Here is a 14,685-nt window from a genome sequence, read left to right on the forward strand (position 1 = left end):
ATTGACCGGCGTTCACTGGCAGCGCTCATCCGGGCACGGCGACGGGAACCCCAGCACCGGGGCGTCGTCCCGCTCGGCGTTGCCCGAAGCCGACGCGGACCCCGCACCGCACTGGAAAGAGCTGGCCGACGCCGTATGGCTCGCGGCCCACTGGGAACGTCACGCACGGCACGGCCCCGACCCGGGCGCCGAAGCCGGTGGCGGAACTCCTGCCCCACCGGGTGCGGCCGGCGGCACGGTTCGGCTTCCGCACAGCGGCCCGTCGGCCTCCGACCCCGTACAGCAGCCGCCCGAGGCCACCTCCGGTGACGGAGGTCGCTCCGGCGAACCGTCGATCCGGCCCGTTTCGTTGCCGGGCGGTGCTTTCGAGGACGCGACGACGCGGCCTCGGCTCTTATCCGATCCCGAGGGGTTCGAGGTCCTGCGTGTCGGCGGGCCGCTGCTGCCCGACGCGGGATCGTCGCCCGCAGGACCGGCTCCGGGCAGGGAGACGGCCCGGCTCGCGCGTTCCCTGCACGGGCTCGGCCGCCGTGTTCCGTCCAGGCTCGCCAAAGAGCTGGACGAGGAGACCACCGCTGAGCGAGGCATCGTCGACGGGCTGTGGCTGCCCTTCCTCAAACCGGCCCTGACATCGTCCTTCGACCTTGTTCTGCTGATCGACGACGCGCCCACCATGCGGATCTGGAGCGACTGGGCCATTCGGCTGGCGCAGGCGGCCGAGGAGAGCGGGGCCTTCCGCGCCGTGCGTGTCGTCCGGGTCGCGGTTCCGCGCGCCGGAAAAGCGACCGTGCGCCGCGGCGCGGACCAGGCTCCCGCCGACCCCGCCGAACTGCTCGACGGAAGCGGCGATCGCGTGTTCCTGGTCGTCACCGACGGTCTGGCCCACGGCTGGGCGGGCTCCGCGGCCGACACGCTGCTCAGCCGTCTGGGCCGGGCGGGCCCCACCGCGCTCGTCCACCTGCTGCCGCCCCACCTGCGCCACCGCACCTCGCTCGACCCTCATCAGGCGTTGCTCGCCGCCGGGGGATTCGGCGCGACCAACGAGAGCCTGGAGTACCGGCCGCCCGCCCACGGTCCCGACCCGATGCGTCCGCTGCCGGAGCGGGGCGACGGTGCCGTTCCCGTACCTGTGCTGTCCCGCAAGCCCGCGTCGATCGCCGCCTGGGCCGACCTCGTCACGGGGATGCACGGGGTGTCCCGCGAGCTGCCCGTCGTCCTGGCCGGCGCCCTCACGAAGGGTGCGCCCGCGCCGGGGCTGGACGCCCCAGGGCACGCCGGCGCCGCGCCGGACGCGGTGCGCCGCTTCTTCGGTCTCGCGTCTCCGGCCGCGCGCCGGATGGCGTCGCACATGGCCGCCATGCCCTTCGACCTGGAACTGGTCGACCAGTACCGCAAACGGGTCACGCCGGCCACCGGCGTCGACGATCTCGCCGAGATCCTGATGGGCGGTCTGATCGACTGGAACGGGGCCGGCGACGAGCAGCCGGAGTTCGCCGACGGGATCCGGGAAGAGCTCCTCGCGACCGTGACCCGAACCGATCTCCACCTGACGGTCGACGCACTGAGCGCCCTTCCGGCGGCCGGCGAGCAGGGCGTGGCGCTGCGCGACGCGCTGCGTGATCCGGAAGGCGCCGCGCTGCCCGACCCCGCGGAGCGGGCCTGGGTACTGACGCAGTTGGCCGCCCTGCGCGCACTGTCCGGTCGTCGTTACTCCGAACGTGCACAACGCATTGCACCGCATGCGCCACGATTCGCGGCCGCTGTAGCAAAACCTGCCGTTTCTGGTGCTTCGTCCGGTGCGGGATCGGGCAGTGAGAAACCCGAGTCGAGAGTCCCCGATCCTGATCCACCTGGAGAGCATGTGGCGAGCCCGGTTACCGAAACATCCCTACCCGAGTCCCCGGAGGCTGAGCCCCCCATGCCGAGCAGCGCGGCCGGAACACCGGCGACCGGAACACCGGCGATCGGAACGCCGGCTCTCATGGTGAACGTTCCGTTGCGGAACACCTCGTTCGTGGGCCGGACGGAGCTCCTCCAGGCGGTGGAGAGGCGGCTGGACACCCAGGACACCGCCGCTGTGCTGCCGCATGCGCTGCACGGGCTTGGTGGGGTGGGGAAATCGCAGCTCGCGCTGGAATACGTCTACCGTCACCAGCGGGAATACAACGTGATCTGCTGGATTCCGGCCGAGCGGGAGAGCCTGATCCTGACGGCACTCGCGGGTCTGGCCGTCCGTCTGCGCGTGACCCCCGCGGGCCAGGACGGAAGCAACGCCCCGGCCGCCAACACGGCCGTACCGGCTGTCCTCGAAGCGCTGCGCACGGGGTCGCCGTACGACAAATGGCTGCTGATTTTCGACAATGCCGAGAATATCGAACTGGTTCGCCGCTTTTTCCCCGGGAACGGCCCTGGAAAGATCATTGTCACGTCGCGGAACCCCGAATGGGAACGAGTGGCGTCGCCTCTTCAGGTGAACGTGTTCGAGAGGCAGGAATCGGTTGAGCTTCTTCAGAAGCGTTCCCCGGACCTCTCCGCGGAGGATGCCGACCTGCTCGCCGGGGCCCTGGGCGACCTGCCGCTCGCCGTGGAGCAGGCGGGAGCCTGGCGCGCGGTCACGGGCATGCTCGTCGAGGACTACATCGACCTGTTGGACCGGCGCAGTCCGGAGATCCTCCACCTCGACCCGGCCCCTGACTACCCGGTCTCCGTCGCCGCGGCGTGGGACATCTCGCTGGAGCGGATCAAGGAGAACAGCCCCGGGGCGCGCGAACTCCTGGACATCTGCGCCTGTATGGCCCCCGAGCCCATTCCGCTCTCGCTGCTGCGCAGGAGCCGCGGAATCGACATCTCGCCCCACATCGACCCCATTCTCGGCGAGGCGATCAAACGCGGCCGGGCCGTTCGCGCCCTGACCCAGTTCTCCTTGGTAAAACTGGACCTGCGAGCCAACACACTCCAGATGCACCGTCTGCTGCAAAATGTGCTCCTCGCCAAGCAGGGGCCCGAGGAACGTGAGCGTATGCAAAACGCGGCCCACCAGCTTCTGTCGGCGGCCAAACCCGGCCACTACGCATCGTCGCAGGAATGGCCCGCCTATCAGGCGCTGCTACCGCACGTGCTGAGCTCCCAGGCTGTGACGAACACGGACAGGGATGTCCGTGAACTGGTCTACGACACCACGCTGTTCCTCTACTTCTGGGGTGACCACGAAGGTGCCGCCGCCCTCGCGCGGCAGGCCCACACCGCATGGCTCGACACCTCCGGCGAGGAGGACGTCCACGTCATCCGCATCTCGAAGATCCTGGCGTTCCTGCTGCGTATTGTCGGTGAGGGCGCCGAGTCCATCCAGCACAACGAAAAGGCGCTGGAGCTCTCGCGCCGAGGGGTGGTCGAGGAGGAGGACCTCATCGACTCCATGATCGAACTGGCCGACGCACGACGCTACCAGGGCAGGTTCGAGGAGGCCCGTGACCTCGGGCAGGAAGCCACCGAACGTGCGCGTGCCCAGTTGGGACTGGACGACGAGATCGCCTTGCGGGCCGCGCACAGCTGGGGCGTGGACCTCCGGCTGTGCGGTCAGTTCCGTGAGGCGCTGCCCATGGATCAGGAGACTGCACGGTTGCGCGAGGAGATGCTCGGTCCTGCCAGCTTCCTCACGTTGAACACACTCAACGGCCTGGCGCTCGACATGCGCGAGAGCGGGGACTACCCAGGCGCCCGCGTGTTCCAGGAGGACGTGCACCGCCAAGCGCGCGCCGCCCTCGGTGACGACCACCCGCTCACCCTGCGCATCGCCGGCAATCTGGCGGTCTGCCGACGTCGGGACGGTGCGATCGCCGATGCGGCCAAGCTCTCCGACGAGACCCTGCACGCTTTCGTGGCCGGGTACACGAGCAGCCACCCCGAGTCTCTGGCGATGGCCATCAACGTCAGTGTCGACCGGCGTCTCGCCGGTGACCTGGACGGCTCGCGTGCGCTGGGCGAGGCGACTCTGGCCGGCTGCACGAAGCGCTTCGGCCCCACCCACGCCTACACCCTGCTCATGAAGGCCAACCTCGCCGCCACCCTGCGGGGTCTCGGGGATCTCGCCCTCGCGCAGGAGTACGAGGACGACGCCGCCACCCAGCTCGCGCGGACACTCGGAGCCCACCATGTGACGACACTGACGGTCAGCATCGGTCAGGCGAACTCGGCATACGCGCTGCTGGACTTCGAGCAGGCCCGCCAGATCGACGAGGCCGGTCTTCCGCTGCTGACCGAGGCCGCGGGAGCTGAACACCCGCTCACTCTTGCCTGTGCCTCGAACCTGGCACTCGACCTCAGAGGGCTGGGACGAGTGCCGGAGGCGGACGAGATGGAGCGGCGAGCGGTCCAGGGCTTCGGGCGAGTGGTCCGGGAGGACCATCCGTGGCTCGTCGCGGTCCGCCTGCGTCGGCGGATCGAGTGCGACATCGCACCGATGCCGCTGTGACACGGCGTCCCGGGCAGGCTCGGCACGCCGTGCCGTCCGAAACGGGACGCGGTACCGGTCATCACAGGGACGAAGCCGTACGGGAACCTTGAGGGGCGTCAGGGGGGGACACATGGCGACCGTTGTGTTCATTCATGGGACCGGGGTGCGCGAGCCTGGTTTCTCGGCCCTGACCGGGCGGGTGGCCGCAGGGCTCGGGGCCCTGCGGGACGGACTTCGTGTCGTGCCGTACTACTGGGGCGGTCCGCACGGTGCCACGCTGGCCGGCGGCGGGTTGAGCCTGCCGCCGGAGGCGGGCGCCGGGCGTGGCCTCGGAGATGTTTTGGCCGGGTCGGGCCCGGACGACGAGACGTCCGCCTGGGCGGTGCTGTACGCCGACCCCGACGCCGAACTCGCCCTGGCGGCGGCGGAGACGGCGTCGGCCACCGAGCGCCCGCCGGGCTCCGTACCCCAGGAACAGCAGATACAGGCCCTCCTGGAGAAGCTGGCCGCGCAGGGGGACGGCCCCGCCGGCGAGCTCGGCCCCGGGCTGGCGGATGCCGCGTCGGAGCTGGCGGCCCATCCCCTGCTGGGTCCCGCGGCCACAGCGCTGCCTCCCGACGAACTCGCGGCGGTCGCGGCTCGCCGGCTGGTCGCGAGGACCGTCGCCGACGCGCTGGAGGCCGACGATCCGCTCATCCCGACCGGTGACACCAGGGACGCCGTGGTGGACCGCGTCGCCCAGGCGCTCGGTGCACCACCCCAGGGCGTGGAACGAGGTCTGGGAGCAGGGCTGTTACGACTGGTGGGCCGCGGCGCTTCCCGAGCAGTCGTACACCGCCGACGGGCACTGACCGAGGCCGCCCATCCCGCGGCCGGGGACGTCCTGCGGTACCTCAGCAGGGGCGAGGCGGTCCGGGCGGACCTGCGCGAGCTGGTCGCGGGCCTCGAACCGCCCGTCACCCTCGTCGGTCACAGTCTCGGCGGGGTCATCGCCCTGGACACGCTGGTCACCGCGCCGCTCCCACAAGTCTGCCTGCTGGTCACCGCGGGCTCGCAGGCACCGTTCCTCTACGAGCTGGGCGCCCTGCCCTCTCTCGTGCATCCCGCGCCCCTGCCGGCGCACGTCCCGCCCTGGCTGAATCTGTACGACCGCCGCGACCTGCTCAGTTACCTGGGCGCCGGTCTCTTCGACGAACGGGTCACCGACACCGCCGTCGACAGCCGTCAGCCGTTTCCCGCGTCCCACAGTGCCTACTGGACCCATCCCGACGTGTACCGGCACATCGCGGACCGGCTGCCGTGACCGGACCGGAAGCGGCGGGGAAGGGGCAGGATCCGCGCCGGGTGCACGCCCTGATCGTCGGCATCGAGCAGTACGGCGCGGGCGGTGCGTGGGACCTGCCCGGACCTGCCAGGGATGCCCTCGCGTTCCACCGACTGCTGAAGCTCGCCGGAGTGCCGGACTCCCAACTGCGCCTGCACCTGGCACCCTTGCCCCCGTTCGCCCCCGACACCCCCTACCGGCCCGCCGACCACGCGACTCTGCGGCGCGCGCTCGTACGAGAACTCGCCGCCGCCCAGGGCGAGGTGCTGTGGGTGTGGTGGGGCGGCCACGGGGTTCTCGACCGCGCGGACCACCTCCGGCTGCTGTGCTCCGACGCGACCACCGGGGACAAGGTGGCTCTCGATCTGGATACCGCCCTGGCCCGGTATGCCGGCGACGCCGTTCCCGCACTGACCGAGCAACTGTGGCTGGTGGACGCCTGCGAGACCTTCGAAGAGGCGCTGTCCTTCAGGGACCCGCTGCCCGACGACGCCCTCCCGGTGGGACGGCGCAACCTCGCACACCGGCAGGCGATGCTGCGGGCCGCGGGCCGAGGCCGGGCCGCGGCCAACGATCCCGTGCGCGCCACCGGCCTCTTCTCCGAGATCCTGCTCGACCTGCTCGCGGAGCGGGCCGGGGCGCTGCCCGCCCTGCCCGATCCGGAGGAACTCTTTTCCGCCGTGCGGGTTCGCGTGGCGGCGCTGCGCGAGGCGGGCCGGACGTTGCAGCACCCCGAGATCCGGCTGTGGAGTCCGCAGCGGACCGAGACGCTGCCGCCGGCGCAGGAGCGTGGCCTGTCTCCGCTGCTCCGGGCGGTGGAGGCGGTCATGGCCTACGACTGGACGGCCGATCCCGTCGAACGGCAGGCCATCGTCGCCGCGTTGGGCCCCCGGATCCATGCGACGCTGCCCCGTCACAGCAAGGCCCGCACCGATGTCACCGGCATCCTCAACTCGCTCGGCCGTCGTCGGCCTGAGGATCTGTGGGAGCTGTTCGACGTCGTGGTGTCCGTCGACGACGACACCGACAAACGAGCGGAACTCGCCGACGCGCTGCGGGAATTCGCGACATACCATGCCCAACGGCGTCGTCCGGGCTGATCCGGTGGCGTGATCGTACGGCTTTCCGACAAGGGCTGTGTTCGTCATGATGGACAGTACGCGGGGCATCGAGTGCCACTGCCTGAGAAAGGGATGCGCCTTGGACCAGTCGCATGCTCTGCACGACGCTCAAGCCGCCGCCCGCGAGCCGGTCGTCACGGCAGACGGTGCCCACGACTGGGAGTCCGAGCTGCCCGACCTCGCGACGCTGTCACTGGCCGCCCTCGACGGTCTCCCTCCGCTCGGCGAGGACTCCCGTGTGCTCGCCGAGGTTCTGCGCGCCCGGGACAGCGTAAAAGGCGGAGGTGAACCGCAAGGCAGAGCGGAATGACGGTCCCCGCGCCCGAAGCGCGTCCGTCCGCCCGACCGGAGGCCCCGCGAATGACCAGCAAGCAGTCGGACCTCCCGCTTCGCATGCCGGGGCGGCTTTTCAACGAGCTGGCCACCGGCGGGAGTTCGGCCGACGCCCTGACCTTTCTGGCGCGCAGTGAACGCGCCCGCAGACTGCTGCTTCTGCGCACCCTGCTCGTCCGCCTCGGCACACTGCCCACACCGCTCGACACTCCCGCCGACGCGTGGCGAACCCTCAAGGCCGCCGCGGACCGGGCCCCCGGACCCGTCGACCGGCTGCTTCTCGCCCCGCAGACCGGCGGCTGGCTCGGCCACGTACTGCGCCGTCTGCACGGCAGCGCTGCGGGCGGTCCGCCCCTGTGGGTCGAGACAGGCCACCTCAGCGCGCTGGCCGTGGCGGCGGCTCTGCGGGCCGGCACGGACGCCGACCTGAAGGTGCCGCTCCTCGACGGCGCCCTCGTCCTTCCCTCCCTGGGCCTGGCGCGGCTGCCCGGCGCACCACGCGGGCCGTCGGCCGGCCGGGCGAACGTGCGCGGCGGCGAGCTGACGCTCACGTCGGAGGTGGTGGACAGCCCGCCTGTCGTCCTCCGCCGTCCCACCGCCGTACTCGTGGGCACTGCGGGGGCCGTACCCGACATCGACCCGCACTGGACGCCGCTGCGCGTCCTCACGCTCCGGCGGCCGTCGGGAACAGCCTCCGTCACCCTGGACGACCTCGACCCCTACCGCGACCTCGACGACCCCCTCGCGCCCGCCCGGCTCCACGCCGGGGAAGCGACCGCATGGCAGCGGCTGTTCGAGGAGTCCGCTCTGATCGTCTCCGCCGGCGGTACGGACGGGCCCGGTCGCCTGGACGCCGCCGAGATCCGCGCCGTGGTGCCATGGGGCCGTACCACCGCACTTCCCGAGGCCCCGCCCACCGTGCGGCTCTCCGCCTCCAGTGGCGACTCCTACGCCGCCATGGTCATCGCCCGGCCCGCCGGTGCCCTCGCGCTCGCCGAAACGCTGGTGCACGAGTTCCAGCACAGCAAACTGGCCGCCCTGCTCCATCTGTTCCCGCTGCTCGACGACGACCGCGAGGAGCGCTACTACGCTCCGTGGCGCGGCGACCCCCGACACCTCACCGGCCTGCTGCACGGCGCGTACGCCTTCACGGGCGTCGCGGGCTTCTGGCGCGACCGCCTCGCCGAGGCCCGGCGGCCCGAGGAGGCGGAGGTGGCCGGCTACCACTTCGCGCTGCGCCGGACGCAGAGCCGTCTCGTCGTGCGCACCCTGCTGACGAGCGGTCGGATGACCGTCCAGGGCAGGGCCTTCGCGGCGGGGCTCGCCCGCACGCTCGACGGCTGGCTGCGTGAGCCCGTCCCGGCGACCGCTCTCGCCAGGGCCCGCACGGCCGCGGCCCTGCACCGCACCGAATGGCGACTGCGCAACGTGCTGCCCGGGCAGATGTCGTCGGCGTCAGCGGACACGCTCGTGCTCCGCACCGAGCGGACGTCCTGGTCCGACAGCCGCACCTACGCCTTCGCGACTCCGCCCGCAGTGCCGCGTACCGCCGACGAGTATCTCGCCGCCGGTGATCCGGCAGCCGCGCTCGCCCGGTACGGGGACATCCTCACCGCCGACTCGGCGGAACCGCACATCCTCGCCGGCTGGATCGTCGCCCGCGCCACCCTCGGTGGCGGCCGGGTGTCCCGCAGGATGCTGGCCCGGCCCGAACTGCTCCAGCCGCTGAGCCGATGAGCCGCTGAGCGGACCAGTGGTCCGTGCCCGGCTCACCCCACCAACCGCAACCGTCGCCCGCACACCCCCACCCGCACCGACTGTCCCCATGTGAGTTCCAGGGCGTCGCCCTCCATTCCGTCCCCGAAGGCGATCAGGCGTTCGGACTCGGCGGTGAGGGTGAGGTGGGACGTGGCCGACAGCTGGCCCGCCACCTGGGACGTGCCGGTCGTCGGGGACGGCCAGGCCTCTCGTACGCACCACACCAGGCGGTCCTCCGTGGGGCGGGGGAGGGGCAGGGGGTTGCCCCTCTCCTGCCACACCGACCTGATCCACCCCGTCGCGCCCGTCCCCGTCCCCACCAGGACCCCGGAGGAGGCCTGCGCCTCGGAGGGGGCCTGCGGCTTGGAGGAGGAGGCTCCGCCCGCCTCCACGGCCAGGCGGTACCGGGCCGTCTGGTGTCCCGCCGCGCCCACGTAGATCTCGTTCAGGGCGAGCAGGCGCTGTGTGTCGTCGGCGACCGCCTCGACCATGGTGAGCTCCTCCGTCCCCGTGCCGGCGGCGAGCGCCGCGGGCAGCAGACGGGCCGCGTCCGCCGGGCGGTGGCGTACCAGGACGCCCGCGTTGCGGCCGGGGTCGGCGTCGATGCCCACCACCGGCTGCCCGGTGAGGTACTTGGCCGCGTTCGCCACCAGGCCGTCCTGGCCCACCACGACCACCACGTCCTCCGGGGCGAACAGGAAGCGGTCCAGGTCGGTGCGTTCGACCCGGCTCTGACGCCAGGTCAGGGGGATCGCCGCGGTCACGTCCGACAGCGCGCGCCTGGTGCGGCGGTGGCGTTCGGCGACCTCCTCGATGTCCCGGCCCCGGGAGGAGAGGAAGAAGGCGGCCTGCCCGTGCGTACCGTGGTGGGCCACCAACTCCTCGTACTCCGTGGTGCGGTGGACCAGCACGATCCGCGGGGCGAGGCTCATGCGTCGTCCCGGACGCCCAGCTTGGCCAGCAGGCCGGTCAGCACGTCCGGCGAGATGGTCAGGCTGTCGATGCTCGGCAGGTTCTCCGCGAGCCGCGACCCGGTCAGCGCGTGCAGCGTGCTGACGTCGACGTCGGCGTGCACCCGCAGCCAGGCCGCCTGCGCCTGCGCCCGCGCCTCCCCGACCTCGCGCGCCGCCTGCGCCTCCGCCCGTGCGAGCCGCACGGACCGTTCGGCCTCCGCCCCGGCCAGCTTCACCGTCCGGGCCGCCTCGGCCTCGGCGCGTACCGCGTCCGCCGCCGCGTGCTCCTCGGCCTCCCGCCGCGTGTTCGTGCCGCGCTGCTCGACCAACTGCTCCTCGCGCCGGGCGAGTTCGATCTGGCTCGCCAGTTCGTTCTCGGCGATCGCCCGTTCCCGCTCGACGGCCACGGCCCGCCGCTCGTACGTCGCGCGGTCCGCCTCCTGCTGGATCTGTTCGCGGGCCGGGGTGCGCAGGGCCCGCTCCACCTCCGGCTCCGGGCGAAGGGCCACCACGCGCACGGCGACGACCTCGATACCGGTCGCGGGCAGCCGCGGCTCCGCCGCCAGCCCCGCCGCGACCCGCTCCCGTACCGACGCCACGCCGTCGACCAGCGCCGACGCCAGGGTCGTACGGGCCAGTACGTCCAGGGCGTGCTGCTGGGCCGACTCGGTCAGCAGCGTGCCCAGCTGCTCCAGCGGCGCGCCCCGCCAGATCCCGGTGTCGGGGTCGATGGAGAAGTCCAGGCGTGCGGAGGCGAGCGCCGGGTCGCTGACCCGGTAGGTGACGGTCGCCTGTACCGCGATGTCCTGGAAGTCGGACGTACGGGCGTGGAAGGTCATCGCCAACTCGCGGTCGTCCACCGGTACTTCGGACAGCGCGGCGCTCAGCGCGCGGTACCAGAAGCTGAGTCCGGGGCCGTCGTGCAGCAGCTCCTCGCCGCAGTGGTGCCGGATGTGCGCGGTCGGAGCGCCGCGCAGGTGGCGCCAGCCCAGGCGCCGGGTGATGTCGGCCATCGGATTCCCTCGTTCCCCCTCGATTGTCGTCTGTTCGACGATAACCGGTCGAGTCATTAATAGTCAAGATGACTAGAAAGGGGGAGGCGGGTCGTGCGGGCGTGCGGGCGGACGAGTGGGCGAAGAAACAGCCGACGAGTGGGTCAAGCGGCCCTTCGGTGGTCAGGATGGAGTCATGGGATTCCACGTCGACTCCGAAGCCGGGCGGCTGCGCCGCGTCATCCTCCACCGGCCGGATCTGGAGCTCAAGAGGCTCACCCCCAGCAACAAGGACGCTCTGCTCTTCGACGACGTGCTGTGGGTGCGCAGGGCGCGCGCCGAGCACGACGGGTTCGCGGACGTCCTGCGCGACCGCGGCGTCACCGTCCACCTCTTCGGTGACCTGCTGACGGAGGCCATGGCCATCCCGGAGGCCCGGTCGCTCGTACTGGACCGGGTCTTCGACGAGAAGGAGTACGGGCCGCTCGCCACCGATCATCTGCGGGCCGCCTTCGAGGGGCTGCCGGCCGGCGAACTGGCCGAGGCGCTGATCGGCGGGATGACCAAGCGGGAGTTCCTCGACGCGCACCCCGAGCCGACCTCCGTGCGCTTCCATGTCATGGACCTCGACGACTTCCTCCTCGGGCCGCTGCCCAACCACCTCTTCACCCGCGACACCTCCGCCTGGATCTACGACGGCGTCTCCATCAACGCCATGCGCTGGCCCGCGCGCAGACGCGAGACCGTGCACTTCGAGGCGATCTACCGGCACCATCCGCTGTTCCGCGCGGAGACCTTCAACGTGTGGTCCGAGGGGCAGGCCGACTATCCGTCCACCATCGAGGGCGGCGACGTACTCGTCATCGGCAACGGCGCCGTGCTCATCGGCATGAGCGAACGGACCACGCCCCAGGCCGTGGAGATGCTCGCGCACAAGCTCTTCGCCACCGGCTCGGCGCAGTCCATCGTCGCGCTCGACATGCCCAAGAGGCGGGCGCTGATGCACCTCGACACGGTGATGACGATGGTCGACGGCGACACCTTCACCCAGTACGGGGGCCTCGGCATGCTCCGCTCGTACACCATCGAGCCGGGCGTGGGCGACAAGGAGCTGAAGGTCACCGACCATCCGCCGGAGCACATGCACCGCGCGATCGCCGCCGCGCTCGGCCTGAGCCGGATCCGCGTCCTGACCGCCACCCAGGACGTCCACGCGGCCGAGCGCGAGCAGTGGGACGACGGCTGCAACGTCCTCGCGGTCGAGCCGGGCGTCGTCGTCGCGTACGAGCGCAACCAGACCACGAACACCCATCTGCGCAAACAGGGCATCGAGGTGATCGAGATCCCGGGCAGCGAACTGGGGCGAGGGCGGGGCGGCCCGCGCTGTATGAGCTGCCCGGTCCAGCGGGACGCGGTGGGCGGCTGACCGACCGGCCCGGGCGGCGCCAGGGGCGTACGGCAGCGGGGTCGTACGGGTGCGGGACCGTCCGGGTGCGGCACCGTCCGGATGCGCGGCCGTGGCCGTATAGAAATGTGGGGCGTCGTATAGAATTCCAAGAGTCCCTGTTTACGTAACCCTGGAGCGCCCCCATGGCGACAGTCCCGTACGCCCTCGCCGGCCGCCACTTCCTGAAGGAGTCGGACTTCACTCAGGAGGAGTTCCGCGGCCTGATCGAACTCGCCGCCGAGCTGAAGGCGGCGAAGAAGGCCGGGACGGAGACCCAGCGGCTGCGGGGCCGGAACATCGCGCTGATCTTCGAGAAGACGTCGACGCGCACGCGCTGCGCCTTCGAGGTCGCCGCCGCCGACCAGGGCGCGTCGACCACGTACCTCGACCCGTCCGGTTCACAGATAGGGCACAAGGAGTCCGTGAAGGACACCGCGCGGGTGCTCGGCCGGATGTTCCACGCGATCGAGTACCGGGGTGACAGTCAGGAGGGCGTCGAGGAACTGGCGGCCCACGCGGGCGTGCCCGTCTACAACGGCCTGACCGACGACTGGCACCCCACGCAGATGCTCGCCGACGTGCTCACGATGGTCGAGCACTGCGACAGGCCGCTGAACGAGATCGCCTTCGCCTACCTGGGCGACGCCCGCCTCAACATGGGCAACTCGTACCTGGTCACCGGCGCGCTGCTCGGCATGGACGTGCGGATCGTCGCGCCCAGGGCCTACTGGCCCGCCGAGGAGGTCGTGGCACAGGCGCGCGAGCTGGGCGTGGTCAGCGGGGCGCGGATCACGCTCACCGAGGAGGTCGGCGAGGGGGTCCTGGGCGTCGACTTCGTCGCCACCGACGTGTGGGTCTCGATGGGGGAGCCCAAGGAGGTCTGGGACGAGCGCATCGCCGATCTCGGTCCGTACGCCGTCACCATGGACGTCCTGCGGGCCACCGGCAACGCGGACGTCAAGTTCCTGCACTGCCTGCCCGCCTTCCACGACCTGGGCACCAAGGTCGGCCGTGAGATCCATGAGCGGCACGGTCTGGACTGCCTGGAGGTCACCGACGAGGTCTTCGAGTCGGCCCACTCCGTCGTCTTCGACGAGGCGGAGAACCGGCTGCACACGATCAAGGCCGTACTGGTGGCGACACTCTCCTGAGCGGCGACGGGGGGCGGCTCAGCGCTGTCAGGCGGACCTTCGCTGGTGGGGGACCACCGGCAGCCGGAACCAGACCGCCTTGCCGGACTCCGTCGGGCGGTGGCCGCACGACGAGCTGAGCGTGCGGATCAGCAGCAGCCCTCGGCCGTGCTCCAGCCAGGGGTCGGGCTCGCAGGACGGATCGGGAACCGTGAGGTCGCCCGGCGGGGACGGGTCGGGGTCGTGCACCTCGACCTGGCACCCGGTGGGCAGCAGCTCCACGACCAGCTCTATGGGCGCGTCGCCCCTGGTGTGCTCCACGGCGTTGGCGACCAGTTCCGCGGTCAGCAGCTCAGCGGTGTCGCAGTCCGCGGTCAGCTCGATCTCCGCCAGCGCGGTACGGACCAGTGCGCGGGCGACCGGCACCGCCGCGACGGAGTGCGGCAGGGCGATGCGCCAGGAGGCTGGGGCGTGAGGCTCGTGCAAGGCGGATCCGTTCATGGAGCAGGATGTCCTGCTTTCAACTTTAGGAATGGTACGTCGCATCCCGGCAGAGGCGCTCGGCGGGCTTTCCCCGGGACGTTCGGCCCGGTCCGGGCTGTCTACCCAGAAGAACGGTGCGCCTCGCGCGGACCGCTCCCGCCGTTACCGAGCCATCGACGAGTCGTGACTCGGTGACCGGGCCTGTCACGACAGCGGGAGACCGGGCACCCTGTCACTCGGTGCCCGGCCTCGTACGACTCCTCGGACGGGTGGCTCAGCCCGTGCCGGCGCCCCCGCTCAGATCGGCTATACCCGCTGTCAGCGTCGCCCCGTCCGCCGGATCGATCAGGATGAACGCGCCGGTACGGCGGCAGTCGGCGTAGTCGTCGCGGGCGAGCGGCTCGGCGGTGCGCAGGACGATCCGGCCAAGGTCGTTCGCGTGCAGCCCGGCTCCTTCCGCGGCCAGGCTCTTCACGACGGCCTGCACCGTGCGGGTGGTGTGCCTGACCAGCACACGGTCGCCGACGCGCAGCGGACGGTCGGCCAGATGGCAGACGGCGGCCCGCACGTCCGGGGTCAGCGCGGGCGCCGCCGCCCACCGGTGATCATGTCGCCGCGGGAGACGTCGAGGTGGTCCGCCAGGCGCAGGGTCAGCGACTGCGGCGCGTACGAGTGTCTCCGTGACGGTCGT

10 protein-coding genes and 1 pseudogene are annotated in these 14,685 nt (G+C 71.6%); 7 read left to right on the forward strand and 4 right to left on the reverse strand.

Annotated features, from left to right (window positions below):
• The first annotated feature begins 1 nt into the window (after position 1).
• From fxsT to K3769_RS30565, 5 genes are all read left to right on the forward strand, one after another.
• A complete protein-coding gene (gene fxsT / locus K3769_RS30545) occupies positions 2-4,471 on the forward strand; it encodes an FxSxx-COOH system tetratricopeptide repeat protein (RefSeq protein ID WP_267029474.1) in 4,470 nt (1,489 codons plus the stop codon).
• A 112-nt stretch (positions 4,472-4,583) separates the two neighbouring features.
• Positions 4,584-5,756, forward strand: a complete 1,173-nt coding sequence (locus K3769_RS30550; RefSeq protein ID WP_267029475.1) for an alpha/beta fold hydrolase — start codon at positions 4,584-4,586, stop codon at positions 5,754-5,756.
• Positions 5,753-6,877 carry a caspase family protein gene (locus tag K3769_RS30555; protein ID WP_267029476.1) on the forward strand — a complete coding sequence of 375 codons (1,125 nt, stop codon included), beginning with the start codon at positions 5,753-5,755 and terminating at the stop codon, positions 6,875-6,877. Before K3769_RS30550 ends, K3769_RS30555 begins: the two co-directional genes overlap by 4 nt.
• Before the next feature lie 100 nt (positions 6,878-6,977).
• On the forward strand, positions 6,978-7,208 hold the full coding sequence (locus K3769_RS30560) for a hypothetical protein (RefSeq protein WP_267029477.1): 231 nt from the start codon (positions 6,978-6,980) through the stop codon (positions 7,206-7,208).
• Positions 7,209-7,258: 50 nt separating this feature from the next.
• A complete protein-coding gene (locus K3769_RS30565; RefSeq protein ID WP_267029478.1) occupies positions 7,259-8,968 on the forward strand; it encodes an HEXXH motif domain-containing protein in 1,710 nt (569 codons plus the stop codon).
• A 32-nt stretch (positions 8,969-9,000) separates the two neighbouring features.
• Here the strand turns inward: K3769_RS30565 and K3769_RS30570 are convergent, their stop codons facing one another.
• Together K3769_RS30570 and K3769_RS30575 are read right to left on the reverse strand one after the other, a co-directional pair.
• Positions 9,001-9,921 carry a ferredoxin reductase domain-containing protein gene (locus K3769_RS30570; protein ID WP_267029479.1) on the reverse strand — a complete coding sequence of 307 codons (921 nt, stop codon included), beginning with the start codon at positions 9,919-9,921 and terminating at the stop codon, positions 9,001-9,003.
• The gene (locus K3769_RS30575; protein ID WP_267029480.1) at positions 9,918-10,955 is read right to left on the reverse strand and encodes an SPFH domain-containing protein; all 1,038 of its coding nucleotides are present in this window, start codon (positions 10,953-10,955) and stop codon (positions 9,918-9,920) included. Before K3769_RS30575 ends, K3769_RS30570 begins: the two co-directional genes overlap by 4 nt.
• A 175-nt stretch (positions 10,956-11,130) precedes the next feature.
• Between K3769_RS30575 and K3769_RS30580 the strand changes: the two genes are divergently transcribed.
• Both K3769_RS30580 and argF read left to right on the forward strand, forming a co-directional pair.
• Positions 11,131-12,360, forward strand: a complete 1,230-nt coding sequence (locus K3769_RS30580) for an arginine deiminase (RefSeq protein WP_267029481.1) — start codon at positions 11,131-11,133, stop codon at positions 12,358-12,360.
• A gap of 164 nt (positions 12,361-12,524) precedes the next feature.
• Positions 12,525-13,532 (forward strand): ornithine carbamoyltransferase, encoded by a 1,008-nt coding sequence (gene argF, locus K3769_RS30585; RefSeq protein WP_267029482.1) that lies wholly within the window; start codon positions 12,525-12,527, stop codon positions 13,530-13,532.
• A gap of 27 nt (positions 13,533-13,559) precedes the next feature.
• Here the strand turns inward: argF and K3769_RS30590 are convergent, their stop codons facing one another.
• On the reverse strand, positions 13,560-14,012 hold the full coding sequence (locus K3769_RS30590) for an ATP-binding protein (protein WP_267029483.1): 453 nt from the start codon (positions 14,010-14,012) through the stop codon (positions 13,560-13,562).
• A 256-nt stretch (positions 14,013-14,268) separates the two neighbouring features.
• Positions 14,269-14,666: pseudogene (locus K3769_RS30595) on the reverse strand (elongation factor 1-alpha C-terminal domain-related protein); the annotation flags it as partial.
• Positions 14,667-14,685: the final 19 nt, after the last annotated feature.

The organism is Streptomyces ortus, assembly GCF_026341275.1.
Taxonomy (GTDB): Bacteria; Actinomycetota; Actinomycetes; order Streptomycetales; family Streptomycetaceae; genus Streptomyces; species Streptomyces ortus.

What these genes read in the sequence shown, in the direction of transcription:
- K3769_RS30550 (WP_267029475.1), top strand. Translation starts at nt 4,584, where the DNA reads ATGGCGACCGTTGTGTTCATTCATGGGACCGGGGTGCGCGAGCCTGGT.
- K3769_RS30565 (WP_267029478.1), top strand. Translation starts at nt 7,259, where the DNA reads ATGACCAGCAAGCAGTCGGACCTCCCGCTTCGCATGCCGGGGCGGCTT.
- K3769_RS30570 (WP_267029479.1), bottom strand. Translation starts at nt 9,921, where the DNA reads ATGAGCCTCGCCCCGCGGATCGTGCTGGTCCACCGCACCACGGAGTAC.
- K3769_RS30575 (WP_267029480.1), bottom strand. Translation starts at nt 10,955, where the DNA reads ATGGCCGACATCACCCGGCGCCTGGGCTGGCGCCACCTGCGCGGCGCT.
- K3769_RS30580 (WP_267029481.1), top strand. Translation starts at nt 11,131, where the DNA reads ATGGGATTCCACGTCGACTCCGAAGCCGGGCGGCTGCGCCGCGTCATC.
- argF (WP_267029482.1), top strand. Translation starts at nt 12,525, where the DNA reads ATGGCGACAGTCCCGTACGCCCTCGCCGGCCGCCACTTCCTGAAGGAG.
- K3769_RS30590 (WP_267029483.1), bottom strand. Translation starts at nt 14,012, where the DNA reads ATGAACGGATCCGCCTTGCACGAGCCTCACGCCCCAGCCTCCTGGCGC.